The 25167-nt window shown below is 69.3% G+C and carries 17 protein-coding genes; 8 read left to right on the top strand and 9 right to left on the bottom strand.

Going from position 1 to position 25167, the window contains the following annotated elements; genetic code table 11:
- Positions 1-2: 2 nt before the first annotated feature.
- Both ACO05L_RS00830 and ACO05L_RS00835 read right to left on the bottom strand, forming a co-directional pair.
- Complete coding sequence (locus tag ACO05L_RS00830; RefSeq protein ID WP_421730289.1) at positions 3-4931, bottom strand: NAD-glutamate dehydrogenase; 4929 nt, start codon at positions 4929-4931, stop codon at positions 3-5.
- Positions 4932-5359: 428 nt separating this feature from the next.
- Positions 5360-6496 (bottom strand): AI-2E family transporter, encoded by a 1137-nt coding sequence (locus ACO05L_RS00835; protein ID WP_421730290.1) that lies wholly within the window; start codon positions 6494-6496, stop codon positions 5360-5362.
- A gap of 118 nt (positions 6497-6614) precedes the next feature.
- Between ACO05L_RS00835 and ACO05L_RS00840 the strand changes: the two genes are divergently transcribed.
- Positions 6615-8132, top strand: coding sequence for a helicase HerA-like domain-containing protein (locus ACO05L_RS00840; RefSeq protein ID WP_421730291.1), 1518 nt, complete (start codon positions 6615-6617; stop codon positions 8130-8132).
- 15 nt (positions 8133-8147) lie between these two features.
- Here ACO05L_RS00840 and ACO05L_RS00845 read toward each other — a convergent pair whose 3' ends face one another.
- Positions 8148-9821 carry an MFS transporter gene (locus ACO05L_RS00845; protein ID WP_421730292.1) on the bottom strand — a complete coding sequence of 558 codons (1674 nt, stop codon included), beginning with the start codon at positions 9819-9821 and terminating at the stop codon, positions 8148-8150.
- A 212-nt stretch (positions 9822-10033) separates the two neighbouring features.
- Here ACO05L_RS00845 and rpe point away from each other — a divergent pair, with 212 nt between their 5' ends.
- The 4 genes from rpe to purH all read left to right on the top strand — a co-directional run bounded on the left by rpe (position 10034) and on the right by purH (position 14580).
- On the top strand, positions 10034-10690 hold the full coding sequence (rpe, locus tag ACO05L_RS00850; protein WP_421730293.1) for a ribulose-phosphate 3-epimerase: 657 nt from the start codon (positions 10034-10036) through the stop codon (positions 10688-10690).
- Positions 10691-10695: 5 nt separating this feature from the next.
- Complete coding sequence (locus tag ACO05L_RS00855; protein WP_421730294.1) at positions 10696-12573, top strand: heparinase II/III family protein; 1878 nt, start codon at positions 10696-10698, stop codon at positions 12571-12573.
- 12 nt (positions 12574-12585) lie between these two features.
- Entirely contained in the window at positions 12586-12879 is a 294-nt protein-coding gene (locus tag ACO05L_RS00860) for a hypothetical protein (protein WP_421730295.1), read from the top strand.
- A gap of 96 nt (positions 12880-12975) precedes the next feature.
- Positions 12976-14580: a bifunctional phosphoribosylaminoimidazolecarboxamide formyltransferase/IMP cyclohydrolase gene (purH, locus tag ACO05L_RS00865; RefSeq protein WP_421730296.1), complete on the top strand. Its 1605-nt coding sequence runs from the start codon at positions 12976-12978 to the stop codon at positions 14578-14580.
- A 204-nt stretch (positions 14581-14784) separates the two neighbouring features.
- Here the strand turns inward: purH and ACO05L_RS00870 are convergent, their stop codons facing one another.
- The gene (locus ACO05L_RS00870; protein ID WP_421730297.1) at positions 14785-15192 is read right to left on the bottom strand and encodes a hypothetical protein; all 408 of its coding nucleotides are present in this window, start codon (positions 15190-15192) and stop codon (positions 14785-14787) included.
- Between the two features lie 600 nt (positions 15193-15792).
- On the opposite strand from ACO05L_RS00870, the gene ACO05L_RS00875 reads away from it, so the two are divergent.
- Together ACO05L_RS00875 and ACO05L_RS00880 are read left to right on the top strand one after the other, a co-directional pair.
- Entirely contained in the window at positions 15793-16362 is a 570-nt protein-coding gene (locus ACO05L_RS00875) for an OmpA family protein (RefSeq protein WP_421731713.1), read from the top strand.
- 60 nt (positions 16363-16422) lie between these two features.
- Positions 16423-17169, top strand: coding sequence for a dienelactone hydrolase family protein (locus tag ACO05L_RS00880; RefSeq protein ID WP_421730298.1), 747 nt, complete (start codon positions 16423-16425; stop codon positions 17167-17169).
- 215 nt (positions 17170-17384) lie between these two features.
- Here ACO05L_RS00880 and ACO05L_RS00885 read toward each other — a convergent pair whose 3' ends face one another.
- The 5 genes from ACO05L_RS00885 to glnD form a co-directional block, all read right to left on the bottom strand.
- Positions 17385-17849, bottom strand: coding sequence for an OsmC family protein (locus ACO05L_RS00885; RefSeq protein WP_421730299.1), 465 nt, complete (start codon positions 17847-17849; stop codon positions 17385-17387).
- Positions 17850-17862: 13 nt separating this feature from the next.
- The gene (locus tag ACO05L_RS00890) at positions 17863-18576 is read right to left on the bottom strand and encodes a GNAT family N-acetyltransferase (RefSeq protein ID WP_421730300.1); all 714 of its coding nucleotides are present in this window, start codon (positions 18574-18576) and stop codon (positions 17863-17865) included.
- A gap of 81 nt (positions 18577-18657) precedes the next feature.
- The gene (trpS, locus tag ACO05L_RS00895) at positions 18658-19728 is read right to left on the bottom strand and encodes a tryptophan--tRNA ligase (protein WP_421730301.1); all 1071 of its coding nucleotides are present in this window, start codon (positions 19726-19728) and stop codon (positions 18658-18660) included.
- A gap of 46 nt (positions 19729-19774) precedes the next feature.
- The gene (gene murJ, locus ACO05L_RS00900; protein WP_421731714.1) at positions 19775-21352 is read right to left on the bottom strand and encodes a murein biosynthesis integral membrane protein MurJ; all 1578 of its coding nucleotides are present in this window, start codon (positions 21350-21352) and stop codon (positions 19775-19777) included.
- A gap of 256 nt (positions 21353-21608) precedes the next feature.
- Positions 21609-24314, bottom strand: a complete 2706-nt coding sequence (glnD, locus tag ACO05L_RS00905; RefSeq protein WP_421730302.1) for a [protein-PII] uridylyltransferase — start codon at positions 24312-24314, stop codon at positions 21609-21611.
- 54 nt (positions 24315-24368) lie between these two features.
- Here glnD and ACO05L_RS00910 point away from each other — a divergent pair, with 54 nt between their 5' ends.
- Positions 24369-25163 (top strand): CAP domain-containing protein, encoded by a 795-nt coding sequence (locus ACO05L_RS00910; RefSeq protein WP_421730303.1) that lies wholly within the window; start codon positions 24369-24371, stop codon positions 25161-25163.
- Positions 25164-25167 lie beyond the last annotated feature (4 nt).

Consider the following 25167-nt stretch of genomic DNA (forward strand, 5'->3'; position numbering starts at 1 on the left):
CTCTAGATCGCCGTGACCATGGACCGGATCGCGCCATTGGCGATGGTCAGCTTGGCGAAGGTCCAGCCTGACCCGGAGGCCTCGATCTCGTCCACCGAGGCGCGAACAGCCTCGACCGCCGCCTGGCGCGAGCCGATCCAGGCGTCGACTGCGGCCTCGGCCGTCTCCTCGCTGGCGCCGACAGAGGCGTCGGTCGAGCGGGCGACGGCGCGGGTCAGGGCGACCTGTTCCATCATCAGATCCTCGATCAGACGGCGCACCGCCAGCCTGTCGAAATGATCGACAGACGGGACCGACCCGGCGGCGGCGCGCAGCCGGTCGAAGTCGAAGGCCGCGCCGACCTGGTGATACAGGCGCGCCATCGGCGAGGGCGCCCAGCCCAGCTCGGCGGCCAGGTCGCCGATGTCCGTCGTCGCCACCAGGGGCCGCATCAGGGCCACGGTGCGGGCCAGGGCCTTGGGCGCGCCGTCGGCGACGAAGCCGTCGACACGCGCCTGCAACCGGCCTTGTTCGAAGCGCGACAGCACGCTGCCCTCGTCCGCGCGAAGGGCGTCGGCGGCGGGACGATACAGGTCGATCAACCCCTTGACGCTGGCCCCGTCCCGCATCGCCCGGCGCGCCAGCCAGAAGGTCTGGCGACGCAGGACGGTGGCGATTTCGCGGTACAGCGCGGTCTGGGCCTCAGCCGAAATCTTGAGGTCCAGGCCCGACACGGCGTCCCAGGCCTCGTCCAGGCGGAAGACCCTTCGGGCCGCCTCGAAGGCTAGGACCATGGCGGTCGTGTCGCACTCCGCCGCCGCGCGCAGGCGGTCGGGGAAGCTGGGGCCGGTCATGTTGACGATTTCGTTGCACAGGACGGTGGCGACGATCTCGCGGCGCAGGCGGTGACCCTGCATCTGACCTTCGAACCGGGCCAGGGCCTGCGGGAAATAGCGGACCAGGGTCTCTTCGAAGAAGGGATCCTCGGGCGCGGCTGAATCAACGATCTCGTCGGCCAGTTCCAGCTTGGCGTAGGCCATAAGCACAGCCAGTTCGGGCCGGGTCATCGGCGTGCCCGCCGTCTTCATCTCGGCGATGCGAGCGTCGTTGGGCAGACCCTCGACCTTGCGGTCCAGTTTGCCACGCGCCGACAGCGCCTGCATGAAGCCCTGCTGGGCGTCCAGGCCGCCAACCCCGTCCGCCTGTTGCAGCGTCAGAGCCAGGGTCTGATCGTAGTTGTGGGCCAGCACCTTCAACCCGACCTCATCGGTCATCGAGGCCAGCAGCGCGGCGCGCTCCGAAGCCGGCAGCACCCCATCGGTCACGGCCGACCCGACCAGGATCTTGATGTTGACCTCGTGGTCCGAGGTATCCACGCCAGCGGAGTTGTCGATGGCGTCGGTGTTGATGCGCCCGCCCAGCTGACCGAAGGCGATCCGGCCCGCCTGCGTGAAGCCAAGGTTCGCGCCCTCGCCCACCACCTTGACCCGTAGCTCGTCGGCGTTGATCCGCAGGGCGTCGGTGCCCTTGTCGCCGACCTGGGCGTCGGTCTCGGCGGCCGATTTCACATAGGTGCCGATGCCGCCCAGATAGAGCAGTTCCGTCGGCGCCTTGAGGATGGCGCGGATCAGGCTGACGGGGTCCATCACGTCGTCGGCGACGTCGAGCGCCGCCTTGATTTCCGGCGTCAGGGTGATCGACTTGGCCGAGCGCGAGAAGACGCCGCCGCCCTTGGAGATCAGGGCCGCGTCATAGTCCTGCCAGGACGACCGCGGCAGATCGAACAGCCGCTTGCGCTCGATCCAGCTGGAGGCCGGCTCCGGCGTCGGGTCGATGAAGATGTCGCGGTGGTCGAAGGCGGCGACCAGCTTGACCGCCTTGGACAGCAGGATGCCGTTGCCGAACACGTCGCCGGACATGTCGCCGACGCCGACCACGGTGAAGGGTTCGGTCTGGATGTCCTTGCCCAGCTCGCGGAAGTGGCGCTTGACCGCTTCCCAGGCGCCGCGCGCCGTGATGCCCATGCCCTTGTGGTCATAGCCGATCGACCCGCCCGAGGCGAAGGCGTCGCCCAGCCAGAAGCCATAGTCGGCCGACACGCCGTTAGCGATGTCCGAGAAGCTGGCCGTGCCCTTGTCGGCCGCCACGACCAGATAGGGATCGTCGCCCTCTCCGACCGCGACGACATTGGCGGGCCGGATCACGCCGCCGTCGGAACCGATGTTGTCGGTGATGTCGAGCAGGCCCGACAGGAAGGTCTTGTAGGCGCGGATGGCCTCGGCCTGTTGCGCATCCCGATCGGCGCCGGCGCGGACCAGGCCCGCCAGGTTTTTCGGGAAGAAGCCGCCCTTGGAGCCGACCGGCACGATGACGGCGTTCTTGACCTGCTGCGCCTTGACCAGACCCAGCACCTCGGTGCGGAAGTCGTCGCGGCGGTCGGACCAGCGCAGGCCGCCCCGCGCCACGGGACCGAAACGCAGGTGAACCCCCTCGATATGCGGCGCCCAGACGAAGATCTCGCGGAAGGGCTTGGGCAGGGGCAGATCGTCCAGCTCGCGCGAGGCGATCTTGATCGAGATGTAGGGCTTGGGCAGGCCGTCGGCGGCGATCTGGTAATAGTTGGTCCGCTTGATCGCCATGATCAGCAGGGCCAGGCGACGCAGGGCCTTGTCATGGTCCAGGCTCTTCACCGCCTGAAGCTGGTCGATGATGATGGCGAGTTGCGCCTGGGCGGCCTCGCCCCGAGCGTCTTCCGCCGCTCCGGTCGCCGGATCGAACCGGGTGGCGAACAGGGCCAGCAGGCCGCGCGCGACGCCGGGATAATCCCGCAGCGCCTCTTCCTGAACCGCCTGGGACGGGTCCAGGCCAGTCTGCTGGCGATAGCGGGCCAGGGTGCGGATCAGGGCCGCCTCACGCCAGTCGACGCCCAGTTCGATCACCAGGCGGTTGAAGCCGTCGCTTTCGGTGCGCCCGCTCCAGACGGCGGCGAAGGCGGCCTCGAACGGGTCCTTCACATCGGCGAAGCTCAAGGCCTCGCCGCGCGGATCCTCCAACAGGAATTCGTGGACATGGATCTCCGCCCCGTCGCCGTTGGCCGGATGCAGGGCGTGCCCGAACTCTTCCAGCGTTTTCAGCCCCATGTCGGCCAGGATCGGCAGGACATCCGACAAGGGCACGGCTGCGCCGCGACGATAGAGTTTGAAACGAAGCTGCAACGCCCCGTCGCCCAGGGCGCGGAAGGCCCGGACCGCGACAGGTTCGCTGGCCCCGTCCGACTGGCCGGAGGCGTTCAGCCGGTCGATCTGCAACAGGTCCTCGACCGCCTCTGCGGCGTCATAGCGGGCGCGATAGCCGGCGCCGAACGCCTCGGCCCAGGTTGCGCTCAGGGCGCCGATCTCGGATTCGTCGACACCGCCCAGACGCAGGGCGCTCTCGAACCGGTCGACCCAGCTGCGGCCCGCCTCGGCGACGGCGGCCTCCAGCGCGATCAGGTCCGGCGTCGGGTGATCGCCAGGCGTGACGCCCAGCACATAGTGGATGCGGACCAGCGGCGCGTCCGACAGCTGGGTATAGAAGGCCGAGATGCGGCCGCCCCAGGCGCGGGCCAGGATCTGACCTATCCGTTCGCGCACGGCGGCGTCGAACCGCTCGCGCGGGATATAGGTCAGGACCGAGACGAAGCGGTCGAACGGATCCTTGCGGGTGAAGATCTTGATCCGGGGCCGGTCGAACAAGTGAAGAATGCCCTGGGAGATGTCGAGCAACTCGTCCTCGGAGATCTGGAACAGCTCGTCGCGTGGGTAGTTCTCGAGGATGTTGCGCAGCCGCTTTTCGTTGTGGCTGCCGGGGGCCTTGGCGGCGCGGGCCAGGACATTGGCGACCTTGCGCCGGACCAGCGGCACCTGGCTGGCGGCGCGGTCATAGGCCTCCGACGTGAACAGGCCGACATAGCGGGTCTCGCCCGAGGGGCGGCCGTCTGCGCCGTAACGCTTGACCCCGATGTAGTCCATATAGGCGCGGCGGTGGACCCGGCTGCGCAGGTTGGCCTTGGCCACGGTGACCGGATCCGACAGGTCCATCTGCCGCTTGATCTGGGCCGTCAGCACCGCGGGCTCGGACGAGCGGCGCAGGACCGTGCGTTCGGCGTCGCGCAGCACGCCGACACCCTCTCCCGACTGGCTCAGGGGCGCTTCGGCCTGATAACCGCCGTCGGCGGAGCGCGGATAGTCGTAGTCGCGCGCGCCCAGGAAGACGAAATGGTCGTCGTTGAGCCAGCGCAGGAAGGCCAGGTCCTCGGCGACCAGTTCCGGATCGATGCCGCCGGGACAGGCTTCCAGATGATCGACCGATTTCTGCATCAGGGCCGACATGGCGGCGTGGTCGGCGACGGCAGCGTGCACGTCGGCCAGGGCCTGGGTCAGGCCCTCGACCAGGGCGGCGCGACGCTCCGTCGGCAGGGGATCGACGACGACGACGATCATGGACTCGCGATATCCGTCGCCCTGACCGTCCGAGGCCTTGCGCCGTCCCTCGCCCAGCCATTCAAGCGGGACCAGGGGGTGGAACAGGGACCGGACGGAAACGCCGCCTTCGGCCAATTCGCCCATGACGCTGTCGACCAGGAACGGCCGGTCGTCCTGAATGATGGAGATCACGTCATAGCCGCTGGGCCGCCCATCGGCGGTGGTCAGGGTCTGCACCTCGATACGCGGCGCCTCGCCTGGCCTGCGGATCTCGGCCGACAGCCAGACACGGGCCAGAAGGGCACCCACATCCTCGGCGCCCAGTTCAGGCGTTTCGTCGGCGGCGAAGTCCTCGAACGCCTGACGCAGATAGGCCTGTTCCATCGCGTCCAGCTCGGCCGCGTTGGGGCGGCCGAGCCCCTTGGAAAATTCGCGGCCCAGCGCCTCCAGGGTGATCGCCTGAGGGATGGTGCGCGTTTCGCCGGACATGGACAGGTCTCTTGAGGCGCGGCCGGTGGGCCGCCGGTTTGACCCGCCACACTAGGCCTAAGGCGGGCCTTATCAATGCCTGGGTGATTAGGCCCCGCCGACGCGGACTGAAAGCGCCAAACGCAAGCTCGGACCCGGATTCTGCCGCTGAAGTTGAGTTATCATTGATAAGATAGTCGCTGCGACATCGATGCGGCGCCCGTCGGGCTCGGCCGCCGATCGCCTTCAGGCAAAAAACAAGGCCGCCGGACGGGGGGTCCGACGGCCTGCTTTTCAGGGCGGCGCTGGAGGGGGGAGAAAGCGCCAGCCCCGGGGATCGTCACGGCCAGGAGGGGGAGGGAGGCCGCGTCGTCCAGAACCCCAGATGGGTCTTCGTCAGACGGCTTCAAGACCCCTTGGCCGCCCTTTTCGAATGAGGCCCTCCAAACTCAGCCATCGTCCGGTTTCGCCCGCGACACCCTGGCGCGGGATTTCTTGGGCGCGGGCGCAGGCTTGTCGTCCTCTCCTGCGTAGGGGGCGCCGTCGCCCGACAGCAGCACCGCCATCCACATCGACCCCTTGAACTCGGCCAGGATGGCCATGGCCATGACCGCCAGGGGGGTCGACAGGAACATCCCAACCACGCCCCACATCTTGCCGAACAGGGCCAGCGACAGCAGCACCGCCACGGGGTCGATATTCTGATTGTCCCCCTGCATTCGGGGTTGGATCATGTTGCCGACCACGAACAGCACCGACTGCAATCCGATCAGCAGCACGATGGCCTGCCAGTAGGTGGGGAATTGGACCAGGGCGAACAGCGGGGGCGCCAGGCCGGCCACGGCCCCGCCCAGCACCGGGATGAAGCCGACCACGAAGATGACGAAGGTCCAGAACTCGGCGTTCTGCAGACCCACGGCCTTCATGAGGATCCAGGCCACGATACAGATCATCACCCCGGTCACCGACTGGACCCAGATATAGCCCTCGACCCCGCCGCGCACGCGCTGGAACACCTCCATCGCCTCGGCCCGCTGCAGGCGTTCGGGGAACATGGACACCAGCTTGCGGCGGAAACCGCCCTGCGACGCCAGCAGGAAGCCCAGATAGACCAGCACGAAGAAGGCGCCCGAGGCCACGCCCTGGGCCTGAACCGCCGCGGAGGTCAGATAGCCGCGAAGGTCGATGCCGTTTATCAGGTCCTGCATGGTCGGGGGCTCGGCGATGCCGAACAGGCCGGATCCGTCCTTCAGGATCTGGTCGATGCGCGGGCCGATGTTGGACGACACGCCCGACGCCTGGCCAAAGAATCCGGCGGCTCCGTTGACGATGATCCAGATGGACCCGGCAAAGATCAGCACCACCACCACCAGGGAGGCGATCCCGGCCCAGCGATGCGGCAGGGGCGTCTTTTCCTCGATGAACCGCTTCACCCCGTCGATGACGATCATGAGGAAGATGGCCATGGCCAGAGGCGTCAGGATGTCGGCCAGCCAGACCAGCGCCGCCGCCGTGGCGACCACGGCGATCAGCACCAGGGCGTTGCGGGCGACGGTCGGGGTGGCGACGGCGATAGGCGGTTTCATACGCAGACCTTCGATGGCGGACAGGACCGCGTCAAACGGAGAATGGCTCTGTTCAGGACCGCCAACGCTTTTACGGCCGCAATGGCTGCGCTAAGCCTTGCAGATCACGGAGAACCCCATGCCCGACACCACAGCCGGCCTGTTCCTCGGCCAATCGGAAAAGCCCGAAATCCTGCTGTGGCAGCGGGCGAACCGGCACGGCGTGATCGCCGGCGCCACCGGCACGGGCAAGACGGTGACGCTGCAGATCCTGGCCCAGGGGTTTTCCGACGCAGGGGTTCCGGTCTTCTGCGCCGACGTGAAGGGCGACCTGTCGGGCATCAGCCAGGTCGGCGCCCCCAACGAGAAACTGATCGCCCGCGCCGAGGGCATGGGCCTGACGCTGGAGCCCAAGGCCGCGCCGACCGTGTTCTGGGATCTGTACGGCCAGAAGGGCCACCCGGTCCGCGCCACCGTGTCCGAGATCGGGCCGCTGCTGATGGCGCGGATGCTGGACCTCAACGAGGTGCAGGAGGGCGTCCTGACCGTCGCCTTCCACGTCGCCGACAAGGAGGGGCTGCTGCTGCTGGACCTCGACGACCTGCGCTCCATGCTGGTCTATGTGTCCGAAAACGCGGCCCGGATCGGCCGCGAGGTCGGCAATGTCGCCCCGTCTTCCATCGCCTCGATCCAGCGCGCCCTGCTGCAACTGGAACAGGACGGGGGCGACGCCTTCTTCGGCGAGCCCGCCCTGCGGCTGACCGACATGATGCGGACCTCGCTGGACGGTCGCGGCCAGGTCAATGTGCTGGATTCCACCCGGCTGATGAACAGCCCGCGCCTGTACGGCGCATTCCTGCTGTGGCTGATGTCCGAGCTGTTCGAGCAGCTGCCCGAGATCGGCGACCCGGAGAAACCCAAGCTGGTCTTCTTCTTCGACGAGGCCCACCTCCTGTTCAAGGACGCGCCCAAGCCTCTGCTGGAAAAGGTCGAGCAGGTGGTGCGCCTGATCCGCTCCAAGGGCGTCGGCGTCTATTTCATCACCCAGAACCCGGCCGACATCCCCGACAGCGTCCTGGCCCAGTTGGGCAATCGCATCCAGCATGCGCTTCGCGCCTATACCCCGTCCGACCAGCGCGGCCTGAAGGCGGCGTCGCAGAGCTTTCGCGTCAATCCCGCCTTCGACACCGCCGAGGCGATCCAGGCCCTGGGCACCGGCGAGGCCCTGGTCTCGACGCTCGACGAGAAGGGCGCGCCCAATATCGTCCAGCGCACCCTGATCCGACCGCCCAATAGCCGTTTGGGCCCCGCCACCGACGCCGAGCGCGCCGCCGTCATGGCCGCCAGCCCGGTGAGCGGCGTCTATGACACCGCCATCGACCGCGAATCCGCCGAAGAAGTCCTGGCCGCCCGCCGCGCGGCCATCGAGGCGGAGGCTGAGCCGTCCAAGCCTGCGCGCGCCCCGACCCGCGAACAGACCCGCGAACAGGCTCCTGCGCCTCGCGAACGGGCGGCGCCAAGGCCGGCCCCTGCCCCGCGCAAATCCACCCGCCAGACGCCGATGGAGGCCCTGACGAAATCTGTGTTGCGGACAGCCGGCTCGACCATCACACGCGAACTGCTGCGCGGCATTCTGGGCGGCCTGAAGAAGCGCTAGCGCCGACCAAGGCCGTCAGGACGCCCGCGTGGCGTCCGTCATCGGCTCGGGCATCTCGCGCAGGTCGGGATGGTCGGCGACGGCCGAGGTGGACCGTTCGATCATCCGGTGGACCCGCGGCCGCTCGCCCCGGTGCAGCCTCCGGATCGCCTCGGTGATCTCGGCGTCGTCGTGGGTAATGCGCTGGTTGTGGCGGACATAGTCGGTCCAGGTCGCCGTATGATAGCGCTCGATCCACAGCCGGGGATCGCCCAGGTCGCGCGCCAGGGTCCAGTGCCGCGCCCCATCTCGTCTTCGGATGCGCCGACGCTCGGCCATGGCGGCCAGGAAGGCGGGGATGTCCGTCTCGTCGATCACATATTCGATCTCGATCACCACCGGCCCGCTGCGGGGTTCGATGGCCACGGCGATCTGGGGTTCGGTCCAGCGGCTGAGCGGGTCCAGGTTCAGGTCGTCGGCGGCCGGCAGGGGCAGTTTCCATCCGGCCAGGGCGCAGGCGCCCAGCACCCCCGCCGACACGCACAGGGCCGTCGTCACCCCCTGCCCCTCGGCCACCGAGCCCCAGAGCCAGGCCCCTACGGCCATGCCGCCAAAGGCGCACATCTGATAGATGGCCAGGGCGCGGGCCACGACCCAGCGCGGCACCGACATCTGCACCGTGACATTGAAGGTCGACAGCGTCAGGACCCAGGCCGCGCCCCCCGCCAGCAGGGCCGGCAGGGTCAGGGCCAGCCAGGGGCTGAGGCCGACGACCAGGGCGGAGACCCCGAAGATCAGGCAGGTGACGCGGACCATGGGCTCGGTCTCGAACCGGGCCCTCAAGCGGCTGGACAGCACGGCTCCGCCGACCGCCCCCATGCCGAAGGCGCCCAGCAACAGGCCGAACACGAACGGCCCGCCGCCGTTCAGACTTTCGCGCGCGACCAGGGGCATCAGGGCCTGAAGCGCGCTGGCCCCCACGCCGAAGAGCACCGCGCGCAGCAGAACGGAATAGAGGCGGGGCGACATGGCGGCGTAGCGCAGGCCGGCGCCCATGGCGTGGAATACGCCTTCGCGGGCCAGGGTCTGGGGCGGGCGTTCGGGCTTCCAGCGGAAGATGACGACGATCAGGCCGACATAGCTGACCGCATTGACGGCGAAGGCCGCCGCCGCGCCCGCCGCCGCCACGATCAGGCCGCCGATGGCCGGCCCCACGCTGCGGGCCAGGTTGAAGCCCATGGAGTTCAGGGTCACGGCCCCCGCCAGATCCTTTCTGGGCACCATGTCGCCGACAGACGCCTGCCAGGCCGGGCCGTTGAAGGCCGTGCCGCAGCCGATCAGGAAGGTGAAGGTCAACAAGAGCCAGGGCGAGATCCAGCCCATGGCCGTCACCCCCGCCAGGACCACGGAGACGCTGAGCATGAAGCCCTGGGCCGCCAGCATCATCTTGCGCCGGTCCACCGTGTCGGCCAGGGCGCCGGCCAACAGGGACAGCAGCATGATCGGCAGGCTAACCGAGGCCTGGACCAGGGCCACCATCTGGGCCGAGGCGATGGAAGACATCATCCACGAGGCGCCGACCGACTGGATCAACCCCCCGAAATTGGTCACCAGGCTCATGATCCACACGGCGCGGAACACCGGATGGTCAAGGGGCGCCAGCGCGCGCGGGCGTTCGGGAGGGGTCTGGACGGGCTCGACTGCGACCATGCCTCTGGCTGGCCCACCGCGTCGCCCGCGTCAACCGTTGCGGGAGCAGGCGCTCAAGCAGTGAGCTCCGCAGCGCAAGCGGTAGCGCCCTTCTTCAAAAGGAACGCGCTCAAGCAGCGAGCGCCCGCGGCGCGAGCGGTAGCGCGCCTTGCCACGCAAGGCCCAAACAAGGATGCCTTGCTCCTGCCGCCGAGCCGCCTTATCCCGTCGTCATGACCGCGCCCCTGATCTGCCCATCCATCCTCGCCAGCGATTTCGCCAAACTCGGCCAGGAGGTCGCCGCCATCGAGGCGGCGGGCGCCGACTGGGTCCATGTCGATGTCATGGACGGCCATTTCGTGCCCAACATCACCATCGGCCCCGACGTGGTGAAGGCGCTGCGTTCGCACACCAAGCTGCCGTTCGACGTCCACCTGATGGTCGCGCCGGTCGATCCCTGGCTGGAGGCCTACCGGGAGGCGGGCGCCGACATCCTGACGGTCCATCCCGAAAGCGGCCCGCACCTGCACCGTACCCTGGGCCGCATTCGCCAGCTGGGCGCCAAGGCCGGCGTGGTCTTCAACCCCGGCACCCCCCTGCACCTGCTGGCCGACGTGGTCGAGCTGGTCGACCTGGTCCTGATCATGTCGGTCAACCCGGGCTTTGGCGGCCAGTCCTTCATCGAGTCGTCCTACCGCAAGATCGAGACGGCCCGCGCCATGCTCGACGCCGTGGGATCCAAGGCCCACCTGCAGGTGGATGGCGGGGTCACCGCCGCCAACGCCGCCGCCTGCGTCGCCGCGGGGGCTGACGCTCTGGTCGCCGGGACCGCCGTCTTCCGGGGCGGACCCGACGCCTACGCCGCCAATATCGCAGCCCTCAAGGCCTGAGCCGCTTGAACCCGATCGGACCCTTCGCGCCGCGTTCCTCCGATGCGGATGCGCCCGCGCCGGGGGCCATCCCCGGCCTGCGCGGCGCCCCGGTCCGCACCCCGGTCCGCTCCGGCGGTCCCTCCGGCGGCCCCGCCCTGTGGCCCGCCGTGGCCGGCCGATTGCTGACGCGCCAGATCTGGATCGAGCTCTATGGCCTGCCCGGCTATGGCGCGACCCTGGGCGGGCTGTTGTCGGGCGGTGCGGCCACCACCCTGGCCACCTCGCCGCGCGATTTCCGGCCTGTGGACGCGGCGCGGGGCAAGGCCCTGCTGAGCGGGCGGTTCAACCTTGCGGGCGCCACTCTGGAAGGCGACGACGAGACGCCCGACGGTTCAGGCGCCGGCGCTTCCGGCTTCGACCCCTGGGACCGGCCAAGCCCGACCCGCGCCTTCGCCGTCGATCTGCACGCCTTCGCCTGGCTGCCCGACCTAATGCACCAGGGCGATGCCGGGGCGCGCGAGGCTCTGCGCCTGACCCTGGCCTGGGCCGATCATTTCAGCCGCTGGTCGCCCTTCGCCTGGGGTCCCGAGATTCTGTCGCGGCGGGTGCTGAACCTGTCGTGCGCCGCCCGTCGCATGGGGGCCGTCGCCACCGAGGCCGAACGGCTGAGGCTGGCCGACACCCTGGCGCGTCAGGGCCGCCAGCTGCTGCGCCCGCCAGGCGGACTGGCGGGTCGCGCCGAGCGGCTGATCGCCGCCGCCGTCGCGGGATGCGTTCTGGCTGGGCCGCCCGGCGCGCGGTTGAGAAACATCGCCCTGGGCCGCCTGGCCGGTGCGCTCAAGATCACAGTCGGCGCCGACGGCGGCCATCACAGCCGCAGCCCCGAGGCGGCTCTCGAGCTGCTGCTCGACCTGCTGACCTTGGACGACGCCTTGTCGCAACTGTCCGAACCGACGCCGCTGGCGGTGGAAGAGGCCATCGGTCGGCTGACCACGGCGCTGCGCGTCCTGACCCTGCCGGATGGACGACTGGCCAGTTTCCAGGGCGGAGGTCCGCGCGACCCGGCCGTGGTCGCCGCCGCCCGCGCCCATGACGATGACGCACCGGCCGCCGCTCCCCATGGCGGCGAGGCCAGCGGCCTGGTCGGCGGCATCCGGCGCATCGGCAGCGGCCTTCTGACCATCATGGCGGACGTGGCCCCGCCCGCCCACGGCGCCTGGGGGGCGTCAGCCTGCGCCCAGCCCCTGGCGCTGGAGATCGCCTGCGGCCGCGACCGGCTCATCACCGGCTGCGGCTGGACACCACGCGCCGCGGATCGCCAGGCCCTGCGCCTGACCCCCGCCCACTCGACCCTGACCCTGGGTGAACAGTCTCTGGGCGAGCCGCTGGGCGGCAAGATGGGCGAACTGCTCGGCCCGCGCCTGATCGGCCGTGCCTTGCATATCAACGTCGAACACCGCGAGGCTGACGGCGCCGTCTGGCTGGAGATGGAGCACGACGGCTGGGTCGGAACCTATGGCCTGCTGCACCAGCGCCGCCTCTATCTGGATCAGCGCCTGGATGAGCTGCGCGCCGAGGAACGGCTGCACCCTGCCGCCTTCAGCAACGATGTCGTCCGCGCCATCGCCGCTCCCTATGCCGTCCGCTTCCATCTGGAGCCGGGCGTACAGGCGTCGCTGGCCCGTGACCGTCGCTCGATCCTGTTACGTGGTCATTCAGGCCGCGGCTGGTGGTTCCGCACCGACGGCCCCGACGTGGCCATCGAGCCCTCCGTTCACGTCGACGACGGCCAGACCCGGCGCTCGCTGCAGGTCGTGGTGCGCGGCTCGGCCCGCACCGACGCCGAAACCAAGATCCGCTGGAAGCTCAGCCCCGCCGGCGCGGCGGGCGATCCGGCCTAGGGAGCCAAGACGATGATGATCGGCGCTGTTATTCTGGCGGTGCTGACGGCGGGGCTCTTGTCGCTGGCCGTTCTCATCTGGTGGGTCAGCGTGCTCGCCGAAGGGCGAGTGAGAACCCGCATCCTCGCCGTGATCGCCGCGTCGGCCTGGGCGCTTCTTCTGTGGGAAGTCACAAACCCGATCTGGGCGCTCGACGGCATCGACCCGGGCCAGACATTTCAGACGATGTGGAGAAGCCTGCTGCTGCTCATCGGCGCATTCCTGACGTGGCTGCCCTTCCGCCTTCGGGGTCCGGCGATCCCATAGGAGGCGACGTGTACGCAGGAGGAGACGTGTACGCCGAGCGATGCTAAACGCGCGCCCATCCTTCTCCCCGACCGGATCGACCCCCAAGGACTCGCCATGCCCGCAGCTCCCGACTTCCCCGCCGCCCCTGACCGGGTGAAGCCCGTCCGCGCCCTGATTTCGCTGTCGGACAAGGCCGGGCTGGAGGACGCAGCGCGCGCGATGCATGAGGCGGGCGTCGAGCTGGTCTCGACCGGCGGCACCCGCGCCGCCATCGCCGGGTTCGGCCTGCCGGTGAAGGACGTCGCCGACCTGACCGGCTTCCCCGAGATGATGGACGGCCGGGTCAAGACCCTGCACCCCGTGGTCCACGGCGGCCTCTTGGGCGTGCGCGACGCGGCCGAGCACAAGGCGGCCATGGACGAACATGGCATCGGCCCGATCGATATCGTCTGGATCGACCTCTATCCGTTTGAATCCACCGTGGCCTCGGGCGCCGGTTTCGACGCCGTGATCGAGAACATCGACATTGGCGGCCCGGCCATGATCCGCTCGGGCTCCAAGAACCACGGCTATGTCGCCGTCGCCGTCGACGGCCCCTCCATCGGCTTGATCGTCGAGGCCCTGAAGGCTGACGGATCGACGTCCCTGGTCCTGCGCAAGTCACTGGCCGCCCGCGCCTTCGCCCGCACCGCCGCCTATGACGCCGCCGTCTCGGGCTGGTTCGCCGCTCAGCTGGAAGACACCGCCCCGGCCCGCAAGTCCATTGCCGGCGCCCTGGCCCAGACCCTGCGTTATGGCGAGAACCCGCACCAGACCGGTGCCTTCTATCGCACCGGCGAAGCCCGCCCCGGCGTCGCCTATGCGACCCAGATCCAGGGCAAGGAACTGGGCTACAACAACATCGCCGACGCCGACGCCGCCTATGAGCTCGTCGCCGAGTTCGAGCAGCCCGCCTGCGTCATCGTCAAGCACGCCAACCCCTGCGGCGTGGCGGTCGGCAAGGACCTCTCCGAGGCCTACGCCCGCGCCCTGGAATGCGATGCGGTCTCGGCCTTCGGCGGCGTCATCGCCGTCAACCGCCCGCTGAACGGCGCAGACGCCCGCGCCATCACCGAGATCTTCACCGAGGTCGTCATCGCGCCGGGCGCCGACGACGAGGCCAAGGCCGTCTTCGCCGCCAAGAAGAACCTGCGCCTGCTGATCACCAACGGCCTGCCCGATCCGTTCGGCCCCGGCGAGGTGTTCCGCTCGGTGGCGGGCGGCTTCCTGGTCCAGTCGCGCGACCGTTCGCGCATCCTGGCCTCGGACCTGAAGATCGTCACCAAGCGTCAGCCGACGCCGACCGAGATCCAGGACATGCTGTTCGCCTTCACCATCGCCAAGCACGTCAAGTCCAACGCCATCGTCTATGCCAAGGACGGCCAGACGGCGGGCATCGGCGCCGGCCAGATGAACCGCCGCGACTCGGCCCGTATCGCCGCCATCCGCGCCAAGGAAGCCGGCGAGGCCAAGGGTCTGGCCCATTCGCTCGCCCAGGGCTCCGCCTGTGCGTCAGAGGCCTTCTTCCCCTTCGCCGACGGCCTGATCGAGGCGGCGGCTGCGGGCGCCACGGCGGTGATCCAGCCCGGCGGCTCCATGCGCGACGCCGAGGTCATCGCCGCCGCCGACGAAGCCGGCCTGGCCATGGCCTTCACCGGCGTGCGGGTCTTCCGGCACTGATACGTAAGAGCGCTAACGCGAGGCCCGCGGGGCCTCGCTGCTTGAGCGCGGGGGTTCCCTTTGGGCGCTAACGCTCGCGACGCGGTCGCTCGCTGCTTGAGCGCGGGCTTGCTTGTGGGTCGCTAACGCTCGTCACGCGGAGCCTTGCTGCTTGCGCGGGCGTCCCTTTAGAGCGCTACCGCTCGCGACGCGGTCGCTTCCAAGTCACCGCCGCGTCGACACCAGATCCGACCAGCGCCATGAGCCCTTGCCCAACACCAGTTTGGGGGCGCCCGTCCCGTCGCCGAGACTGATCAGGGCCAGGCCGCTGACCGTGCCGGCCCGACATATGGGCGGCGCAAAGGCCACCTCGACGGCGATGGCCTGGCGCACCGTAGCCAGGCCCCGGCCGGCCTGACCGGGACTCTGGATCCAGTCGCCGTTCCAGACCAGAACCGCGCCCGAGGCCGAGTTGGGCACGGCCGCGATGGCGGCGCGGATATCGTCGTCGTCCCTCAGGGCCCGCTGCAACCGGGCGATCATGTCGCAACTGCCGCCCGCGCCCGAGCCTGTCCCGCCGCCGGACCCGTCGCCCGACCCACCGGATCCCGACCCGCCATCGCCCGCCCGCAAGGCTCCTGCCAACTGACCTGAGCCGATGACCGGCATGGGGGCGACGGTCGGCGCGGGATCCGGGGCCGGCGTAGGATTTCGGACCGGCGTCGGGGTCTGCGTTGGAGCGATCGGCAGGGGCTCGACGCGGGTCGTCGGTCGCGCGGGCCGGACCCTGATGGGCGGCGCAGGCGCGGCGGCGGCCGGTTCCGGGACTTCGACCTCCGGCGCAGCCGCCCCCCCATCCGAGCTTTGGGCTGTCGGGGTTTGTGACGGGACCGGCGGGGGTGGAGGCGGCGGCCGCAGCGAGACGAATATCGGCTCCGGCGGCACGGCGGGCGAGAGATCCTTTGGCGCTTCGCCTCCCCCGAATAGCAGTGGCAAGGCCAGGTGCGCCGCTAGGATCGCAGCCAGACAGGCCGTCTTCTCACGCCTCTTCATGGATATCCGAACAGGACGCGCGACGCAGTCATGCCCACACTCCTCCGGGCGCCTCGCGGCCATTCTGGGGCGGAGGCGACCCATTCTCGCCTCAACTCGGCCATGACGAGGCCTTGAGTCCCCTCGCACCTGTCATGTGCGCGTCCGCCCCCGGGACGCCCGCATTGGAGTTTCCCCTTGATCCATTTCTCCCCCCGCAAACTGGCCGTGGTCAGCGTCGTCGCCCTGGCCGGCCTCAGCGCCAGCGCCTGCGCCAGCCACAAGTTCGTGCGTGAAAATCTGGCCGTGGTCGACGGCCGGGTGGACGCCACCGACGCCCGGGTCACCGAAGTCGCCGGAACTGCGGGCGAGGCCCTGACCCGCGCCACCGCCGCCCAGAAACTGGCCGAGGGCAAGTTCCTTTATGAGGTCGTCCTGTCCGACGACTCGGTGAAATTCCCCGCCGACGCCGACACCTTGTCGCCGGAAGCCGAGGCGCGCCTGGCCGAACTGGTCCAGCGCCTGAAGGCCGAGAACCGCAACGTCTATCTGGAAATCCAGGGCCACACGGATTCCAGCGGCCCCGAGGCCTACAACAACGCCTTGGGCGAATCCCGCGCCGAGGCCGTGCGCCGCTATCTCAGCGTCCAGGGCATCGCCCTGAACCGGATGGCCACCATCTCCTATGGTGAAGAAGCCCCGGTCGCGCCGAACAACACCGCCGACGGTCGCGCCCAGAACCGCCGCGTCGCCATCGTCGTCCTGAGCTAGTCTTTTCAGGACGGCATTCGCCTCTCGTCTGTCGTGGCTTTGAGCGCTACGACAGACGAGATGGATACGCTTGAACAACGCTGGGACCGGCTTGAGCCGCACACGATCACCGTCGGACCCGCCGATGACCGACCCCGCCCGACCGCCCTGCTGTTCCACGGCTGCGGTGGTCTGAGGGGTCATCTGCCCAGATACGCCGAGGCGGCCAAGGCGGCTGGCTGGCGCGCCGTCATCGTCGATTCCTACGCCCCGCGCGGCTGGGGCCGGCTGTTCGCCCTGACCACGGTCTGCACCGGTCTGGTGCTGCGCGGCGACGAGCGGGCGGGCGACATCCTGGCCACCTTGGACGGCATATCCAGACGCCCCGATGTGGACGCCTCACGCATCGCCCTGGCCGGCTGGAGCCACGGCGGCTGGGGCATCATGGAGGCCATGAGCGCCGAGCGCCGCGCCAACACCCTCGGTCTGGCCGACCCCGGCGGCGTCTCGCTGGAAGGGGTCAAGGCGACCTATCTGGCCTATCCCTACGTCGGCATGTGGGCGTTGAACCGGATGCGTCCGTGGCGGCATTGCCCCAGGACCCTGGCCGTCACCGCCTCTCGCGATCACCTGACCACCGTGCGCAACGCCGAGCGCGTCAACGACATGATCCGCAACTGCGGCGCCGAGGTCGAGACCTGGGTCGCCCAGGGCACTCACAGCTTCGACGAACCCACCAACAACCCGCCCATGCGCCACGATCCCGAACTGACGCTGGAGGCCATCCGCCGGTTCAAGGCCCTGCTGGAAGATACGGCAGCTGTTTAGGGCGCTATCGCTCGCGACGCGGTCGCTCTCTGCTTGAGCGCATTCTTGCTTTAGAGCGCTACCGCTCGCGACGCGGTCGCTCTCTGCTTGAGCGCGTTCTTGCTTTAGAGCGCTATCGCTCGCGACGCGGTCGCTCTCTGCTTGAGCGCATCCTTGCTTAGAGCGCTATCGCTCGCCGCGCGGCGGCTCCCTGCTTGAGCGCAGAGCCCGTGCGGTCAGCCGACGCGGGCTTCCACCACGATCTCGGCCCGGACCGAATGGGCCATCTCGCAGTGGTCGTGCGCCTGATGATGCAGGGCGTCGAGTTCGGCCTGGTCCGGCGTTCGACCGCTGAAGGTCGTCACCGGCCTGAGGGTCACAAGGTTCATGTAGCGCCGCCCGGCATCGTCCCGGCCCAGGGCGCCGGATGCCTCGTCCACATAGCGATCGACCACCAGCCCGGCCCCGGCGGCGAAGGCCAGGAACCACAACATGTGACAGCTGGACAGGGAGGCCACCATCGCCTCCTCCGGGTCCACGGCGGAGGCGTCCGACATCGGCAGGGGCACGCTTTCCGGCGCCGAGGATCCCGGCACGACAGCCCCGCCGTCGAAGGTCCAGACGTGGGCGCGAGAGTATCGCTTGTCGACGAACGGCTGATCGCCGCGCAGCCATTCGATCTTGGTGTGGTGCGCGCTCATCCGGTTCTCCCGCTCAATCGGCCATCACCGTATAGATCACCCGCGTCCGAACCGCGAAACCCAGAGACTCGTAAAGCCGGATCGTCGCCGCGTGTCCGTCATAGGCGTGCAGAAAGGCCTGTTCGCCCCGCGCCAGGATGCCCGCCACCACCTGTCGTGACAGGGCGTCGGCCAGGCCCTGTCCACGAAAATCGGGATGGGTGCAGACGCCGCTCAGCTCAGTGAATCCGTCCAGCCTCAACCGTTGACCGGCCATCGCCGCCAACCGTCCGTCGCGCCACACGCCGATGAAGCCGCCCATTTCGTGCGTCCGCGCCCGAAACGGGCCAGGTTTGGTCAGGGTCGCCAGGGCCAGCATCTGCGCTGCATCATCCGGTTTCAAAGGCATGGCCCCGACATCGGCGCCCAATCTTGCGCCCAGTCTTGCGTCTTGTGGGCCGCCCTTCAGCGCCGAACAGACCATCTGCACGCAGGGCGCGCGGCTGGCCACCGGACCCTCCGGCAGCACATCGACCATCGGCCCGTCCTCACGCTCGACCAGCCCGGACCCCGGATAGCGTAGCGCCAGATCATTCAAGGCCGCCCGGCTCTCTGCGCCATCATCCGCGGCGGCCAGAAACACGCCCAGGGCCGGGTCCAGCCGCACCGCGTGGGCGTCGCCGAGGGCGAATGTCTTCAGCCGCCCGGTCAGGGCGTTCCAGGCAGGACGATCGAGCGGGTGGTTCATGGCCACGGTCTAACGTCGCCCAGCGCGGCTGTCAGCCGGGGGTCCCGACGCCGCGTGCGAAAACCGCGCCCAGATCGGTGTTTACGCCTGCCAGAAGCCGACGATCTTCTTGACCTCCGCCACCACAGGATCGGCGATGGCGGCGGCGCGTTCGGCGCCGTCTTTCAGGACGCGGTCGATCTCGGTCGTGTCGCTCATCAGGCGGCGCATCTCGGCGGTGACGGGGGCCATTGAGGCGACCGCCAGATCGGCCAGGGCGGGCTTGAAGGCGCCGAAGCCCTGTCCGCCGAACTGGGCCAGCACGTCCTCGCGGCTGATGTCGGCCAGGGCGGCGTAGAGGGTGACCAGGTTCCGCGCCTCGGCCCGGTCGTTCAGGCCGTCCAGCGTCTCTGGCAGGGGCTCGGCGTCGGTGCGGGCCTTTCTGATCTTGGCGGCGATGGTGTCGGCATCGTCGGTCAGGTTGATACGGCTTTGATCCGAGGCATCGGACTTGCTCATCTTGGCCGAGCCGTCGCGCAGGGACATGACGCGCGGCGCCGGTCCCTGGGTCAGGGGTTCGGGCAGGGGGAAGAAGCCCGGCGCGCCGAAGTCGTTGTTGAACTTGGCGGCGATGTCGCGGGTCAGTTCCAGATGCTGTTTCTGGTCCTCGCCGGTCGGCACCTCGGTCGCCTTGTAGAGCAGGATGTCGGCCGCCTGCAGCACCGGATAGGTATAGAGGCCGACCGAGGCTCTCTCCTTATGCTTGCCCGACTTTTCCTTGAACTGGGTCATCCGGTCCAGCCAGCCGAGCCGGGCGACGCAGTTGAAGATCCAGGCCAGATCAGCGTGGGCGCGCACCGCCGACTGCGGGAAGATCACCGATTTCGCCGGGTCCAGACCCGAGGCCAGATAGGCCGCCGCGATCTCGCGCGTCTGGGCCGTCAGCAGGGCCGGGTCCTGCCACACGGTGATGGCGTGCATGTCGGCGACGAACAGGAAACAGGGGGCGCCCGCGTCCTGCAAGGTCGTGAAGCGCTTCAGCGCGCCCAGATAGTTGCCCAGGTGCAGGGCGCCGGAGGCCTGGATGCCCGAGAGCACGCGGCGGGGGCCGGTATAGGCGGACACGGGCGCCTGTTCGGGGGACTGGGCGGGGGTCGGCTGGTCGTCGGACATGCAGCGGCAGATGCCCCAGCAAGGCCGTCAGGGCAAGGGTCGAGACCTATTTGGACCGGCGCACCAGCCCCTTCACCTCGGCCAGGGTGACGGCTTTCGTGGCGAAGGCCAGGACCACATAGGTCAGGCCGCCCAGGCCGGCGACGACCATGACGCTGATCTCCTTGCCGCCGTGCGAGGTCCCCAGCATGGCCAGGCCGGATTCGACGCCGCCCTGCAGCCATGGCCGCGACCATGATGCGAAGGCGACGACAGCCGCCAGACCCGCGCTGGCCATGCAGATCCGCGCCAGCCGCGAGGTCGCCGCCACGCTGGGCCGGTAATGCTCCCGCCGCCACAGAGCGCCGCCCAGCAGCAGGGCGTTGGCCCAGGCGCCGATGCTGGTCCCCGCCGCGATGCCGGGCACGCCGAGGCCCAGGTTATAGAGGGCCAGCATCCCCGCCGAACCCACGGCGACGTTGATCAGGGCGAAGGTCATCGGCGACTTCGTATCCCGGCGCGCGAAGAAGGCCGGGGCCAGGATGCGGATCAACACGAAGGCCGGCACGCCCCAGCCGAAGTGGAACAGGGCGGCGGCCGTCTGTTCGGCATCGACCTGAAGAAAGGCGCCGCGCGTGAAGAGCGCGTCGATCAGGAAATAGGGCATGGCCATCAGGGCCGCCGCTGCGGGCAAGGTCAGGGCCATGGACAGGGTCAGGGCCTCGTCCATCGAGGCCTGTTGCTGCTGATGGTTCTGCGACGCCACCGCCGCCGACAGGCGGGGCAACAGGGCGATGCCGATGGCGACGCCGACCAGACCCAGCGGCAGTTGATACAGCCGGTCCGCCGTCGCCAGCCACGAGCGTCCGCCCGCCTGGAAGCTGGCCAGATTGCCGGAGATGAAGACGTTGATCTGGGTCGCCGAGTTGCCGATGGCGGCTGGGACGGCGGTGATGATGATGGCCTTTACCGCCGGGGTCAGTTTGGGCAGGCCCAGGCGGATGTTCGCCCCGGCCTTCCTGACCGCCCACCAGCACAGCCCGGCCTGGGCGACGCCCGCGACCAGCACCCCCCAGGAGGCGGCATAGGCCGCCTGGACCTGATCGCCCGCCGCCGGCAGGACGCAGGCCAGCATGATCAGGTTCAGCAGGATCGGATAGGCGCCCGAGACGATGAACCGTCCGCGCGCATTCAGGGCGCCCGACAACAGGGCCGCCACCGCCATACAGGGCAGATAGGGCATGGTGATCTGGGTCAGGACGACGGCCAGTTTGAACCGCGCCGGATCGTCCAGGAAGCCGACGTTGATGACCGTCATGATCCACGGCATGGCCAGCTGAGCCACGATGGTCAGGGCGACGGTGACCATGGCCACGGCGGCCAGGGCGTCGGTCGCCACCTTGTCGGCGGCCTCGGGGCCTTCGGTCTGCAGGGTCTTAGCGTAGGCAGGCACGAAGGCGGCGGCGAAGGCCCCTTCGGCGAAGATGCGGCGGAACAGGTTGGGGAAGCTGAGGGCGGTGTTGTAGGCGTCCGCCGCCGGGCTGGCCGAGGCCCCCATGGCGAAGCTGATGGCCAGGTCGCGGGCGAACCCGACCAGCCGGCTGACCAGGGTCAGGGCGGAAAAGATGGCTGAGGAGCGCAGCATGCCGCCGCCCTTCTTCGCCGTCGTCGCCGAGGCGGGCGGCTGGACCAGGGGCTCGACCGTGGCCGTAGCCCCCGCCACGGGGGCCGCCGGTTCGATGGGTTCCGGAAGATCGGAAGGGGGAAGATCAGACTTGGCCACGAACCCACCTCAAAGCCGTGCGGAGACGCGCGGCGATAAGTCGCTTAACCCGCTTCCGCCTCGCGCGGAACGGCCTTTGTATTGCGGTTCGGGGCGTTAATGCGCGCCCAGCCGCGGTTCAGGAACTGCGGGCGCCGCGAACCGGCTGGGCCAGTTCGGAAACGTCGCGCGCGCTGGCGCGTGCGGCGGTGATGCGGCGCCCCGCAGGCGCGGCGGGCATGCGCTCCAGCACCGCCTCCAGCGCCGCCTGCAACTCGTCCAGCACCATGCCCGAAGTCAGTTTCCGTCCCGCTCTGTCGGTGACGTAGAAACTGTCCACCGCCCGCTCGCCGAACCCGGCGACATGGGCCGAGCGGATCGACAGGTCGTGATCCGACAGGGTGCGGGACAGTTCGGCCAGCAGACCCGGCCGGTCGGCGCCCGAGACCTCGATAATGGTGGCGGCGTCGCTGCCGTGGGCGTCGATCATCACCACCGGACGCACGTCGAACACGGCGCGGCGGGGACTGGCCATCGGCATGGCTGGGGCCGGGATCGAGGCCTCGCCCCGCGCCGCCGCCTCCAGCGTGCAGATCAGGCTCGACAGACGACGCGGCTCGGCCTGGCCATAGGGGGCGTCGGCGCCGTCCTGCACCTGGAAGATGTCCAGCACCGTGCCGTCCGCCGCCGTCGCCACCCGCGCGCCGGCGACATCGGCCCCCGCCGCCGCCAGCACCGCGGTCAGGTCGGCGAACAGGCCGGGGCGGTCGCGGGCGGCCAGGACGATCTCGGTCGTGGCCTCGAAACGACCGGGGCTGAGGCGGTGCATCGCCGCCGCACCCGTTTCGGCGGCGCGCACGATCAGGTCGGCGTGCTCCTCGGCCAGGGCGGCCTGCAGATCTCCGCTGACCGCATCCTCGCCCCGGAAGATGGCCTCGACCTGGGCGTAGAGGCTGGAGATCAACTGCCCCTTCCAGCTGTTCCAGACGCCCGGCCCCACGGCGCGGATGTCGGCGACGGTCAGCACCAGCAGCAGCCGCAGCCGCTCGGGGTCCGCCACCCGTTCGGCGAAGGCGCGGGCGGTGTCGGGGTCGGACAGGTCCCGCTTCTGGGCGTAATCCGACATGGCCAGGTGGTTGCGCACCAGCCAGACCACCATCTCGGTGCGCCGGGTCTCGATCCCCAGCCGCACGCAGGCCCGCCGCGCGGCGATGGCGCCCTCTTCCAGCTGGCCGAGGTCGCCGCCCTTGCCCACGTCATGCAGCAGCATGGCCAGCATCAGCACCTCGGGATCGGCGATCAGGTGGACGATCTCCGAAGACATCGGATGGTCCTGACGCAGCTTGCCACGGGCGATGTCGTTGATGATGCCGATGGCCTGGAGGCTGTGCTCGTCGACCGTATAGGCGTGGTACATGTTGAACTGGGTCTGGCCGACGATCCGCCCCCATTCGGGCAGGAACCGGCCCAGCAGACCCGTCTCGTTCATGATGGTCAGGACGCGGTAGGGCCTCTGTCCGTGCGCCAGGATATGCAGCAGAGCCGCCGTCGCGCGCGGATCGCGGCGCAGTTTGGGCGTCACCAGATGCAGCGACCGGGTGACGGCCGAAAAGGCGTCGGGGTGCAGGTCCATGTCGTGGATGTCGGCCTGAACGAACAGGGCCAGCATCTTGACCGGATCCCGCTCGAACGCCTGGGTGCCCATAACCGAGATCCGGCCCAGATCCTCGAAGAAGTCGGGATCGCCCAGGGTCTTCGGTTTGCGCCCCGGGATCAGCCGCGACAGGCTCATCGGCCGCTTCTGGTGCCGCGCCTCCAGGGTCGCGCTCATGGCCCGGGTCAGGGCGCCGACATCGCGGGCGACCAGGAAATAGCGTCGCATGAAGCGCTCGACCGCCGGCTCGTCGCCCCGCCCGCGCCATCCCATCCGCCGCGCCACCTCGGGCTGGAGGTCGAAGGTCAGCTTCTCCTCGGCCCGGCCCGCCGTCAGGTGCAGATGTGCCCGCACCCGCCACAGGAAGTCGAAGGCTTCCGCAAACGTGCGCTGTTCCTTGGGCGTCAGCAGGTCGTCCAGCACCGCCGCGCCCATCTCGCTGTCAGGCGCCAGGGATCGGGCGATCCAGAACAGGGTGTTGAGGTCGCGCAAGCCGCCCTTGCCGTCCTTGATATTGGGCTCGACCCGGTAGCGAACGGCCCCGGCCTTGGCGTGGCGGGCCTCGCGCTCGTCCAGCTTGGCGGCGATGAAGGGGCGGGGGTCGGCATTGGTCACCGTGCCCCGGAACCGCCACAGGAAGTCGCGCGCCAGGGGCTCGTCCCCCGCCAGATAACGCGCTTCCAAGAGGGTGGTGCGCACCGTCATGTCGGTGCGGGCCAGCATCAGGCATTCGTCCACCGACCGGGCGGCGGACCCGACCTTGATGCCCAGGTCCCACAGCACATAGAGAACGAACTCGGCGACCGTCTCGGTGCGGGCGGTGGTCTTCCACGGCCTGAGAAACAGCAGGTCCAGATCGGAGAAGGGCGCCAGCACCCCCCGGCCATAGCCGCCCACCGCGATCAGGCTCAGCTTCTCGGCCTCGGTCGGGTTGTGCGACGGATAGAGGGTCCGCGTCGTGAACCGCCACAGGGCGACCAGCATCTCGTCGGCTGCGCGGGCGTATTTGCGCGCCACCTCGACCCCGCCCAGGGAACCCGACAGACGCGCCGCCGCCCGGTCGCGCGCTGCGTCATAGTGTTCGCGCAGGATGTTCGAGACCGCGCCCCGCACATCCGTTTGCGTCGCCACGGCGTCGAGGGCGACGTCGAGGTCCGAAAGCGGAGGGTCGAGGGGGCGGGGAGGAGCCATCCCAGCGACTATAGGCCGGGCCAGTCTCGCCGTCTCGACATGAAGTTCGCCGAAATGACGAGTCATCTAGCCCTGTTCGGCAAGCCGGTGCAGGATGAGGTCTGTCATGTCCGGGGGGTCCGAACAGTGAAATCCGCAGCCCGCGTCGCGGCCGCCTTGGGCATGGTCCTGATCCTCGGATCGGGCTTGAGCCTGGCTGCGCCCGCGCGGGCCGACATGGCCAATCGCATGGCGGCCGACCGGGTGGTCACGGTCATGCCCTCCGGCGCCGGCCCCGTGGGCGGCAGCGCCCAGCTGGCCCGAGAGGTGCTGGAGGAAATGAACCTGCTGCGCACCGATCCCCAGGGCTATATCGCCGTGCTGGAGGCCTATCGCGCCCAGTTCGACGGAGATCTGGTGATCCGGCCAGGCCGCATCCGCATCCGCACCTATGAAGGCGTCGCCGCCGTGGACGAGGCGATCCGGTTCCTGCGCACCCAGCCCCCCGTCGCGCCGCTTTCGCCCGACCACACCCTGGCCCTGGCCGCCGGCGATCATGTCCATGACCAGGGCACGAACGGCATCGTCGGCCACTACAGTTCGGACGGCTGGGATTTCGGCGTTCGGGTCTCGCGGCGGGGCGGGGAGCCCTATGGCGGCGAGAACATCTCCTACGGCTATGATACTGCCCGAGAGGTCATCATCCAGCTGCTGGTCGACGACAATATCGCCGACCGGGGCCACCGGGTGAACCTGTTCCGCGACGGCTTCGTGCGCGCCGGCGTCGGCTGCGGCCCGCACCGGACCTTCGCCTATATGTGCGTCATCGACTACGGCTATCCGCCCGTCCGCCGCACCGACCGCCAATAGAGAG

It is taken from the genome of Brevundimonas sp. (assembly GCF_965227765.1).
Lineage (GTDB): Bacteria > Pseudomonadota > Alphaproteobacteria > Caulobacterales > Caulobacteraceae > Brevundimonas.